Below are 1,020 nucleotides of genomic sequence, written 5' to 3' on the forward strand. Positions count from 1 at the left end.
GTCATCAGACCGGCAACATCGATGCAACGGACCGCTGATGTCGCGCCCCTGCGGTTACCGGTCACGGACGACCCCATGGAGCCGGAAACGTCGGGGCAGAGCACCACATTGCCATCCAGCGAAGGCACATTAGCAATCGCAACATCCATCGCGTCCTGCAGCGCATCGCGCACCACATCGGGAACCTGGCCATCGACCATCTTCCACGCCATCATCAGCTGATAGGGGAAGACCCTGGCCTTGCGGACCTCGTCCGGATCTGCCAGCCGCGCCGCTAGCGCCTCGGCAAACCCCTCGACCTCGAATACGCCATTGCGTGCGAAGGTGTTGAGGTTCTGCCGCACCATCTGCCAACCGCCCTTTTGGGCGATCTCGACCCAATGCTCCCGCGTCAGCGGCAGCGAGGTCAGCATCTGGAATGGCACCGTCGGCACCAGACTCGTCTGGTCACGCCGGAAGGCCTCCAGCGCCTTGACGAGTTCCGGCAGTGCCGCATAGTCGTGCGGCTTGCCGATCGCCCATGCATACAGCGCCTTTCGTTCTTCCGAGGTCGGCTTCGGGTGCACCATGCGGATCACGTCGGCGAGCGAAGGATCGTTGCCGACCATCGCGCGCAGGATCTGCTCCGTGCTTGCCCGTTCCAGCCATGCCTGCACCAGCTTCTTCGGCCGCGTGCCCAGCGACTTGCGTCCTGTTGCACCCGAACGTATCACCTGGACGAAGCCGCGCAGCATCTTGCCACTCTTGATCACGCGCGGAAACGCACGGGCAAAGGCGTCGCTCTGAAGGCCGGAAAGCATGGCCAGCAACATCACCGGCGTGTCCTTCATGTGAGCCTTCTCGGCGGCATGGACCGCCACCTTGGCCAGAAACTCCGGCTCGACCTGAAGTGCCAGCGCCTTAACCGCCTCCAGCTGATCGGCACCATCCGCATAGAAGGTCCCGTTGAACGTGCCGGTCACGGCATACTGCGCCAGCGCCTCGCGCGGCGTCAGCTGATAGGCCGGCGTAGCTTCGTGG

1 pseudogene is annotated in these 1,020 nt (G+C 63.8%); it reads right to left on the bottom strand.

Annotation, left to right across the window (positions count from 1 at the left end):
* A pseudogene (locus tag AC1DSN_RS23125) lies at nucleotides 1-1,020 on the bottom strand (RNA-binding protein); the annotation flags it as partial.

This window comes from Luteibacter sp. P4_D7_3, from assembly GCF_056401735.1.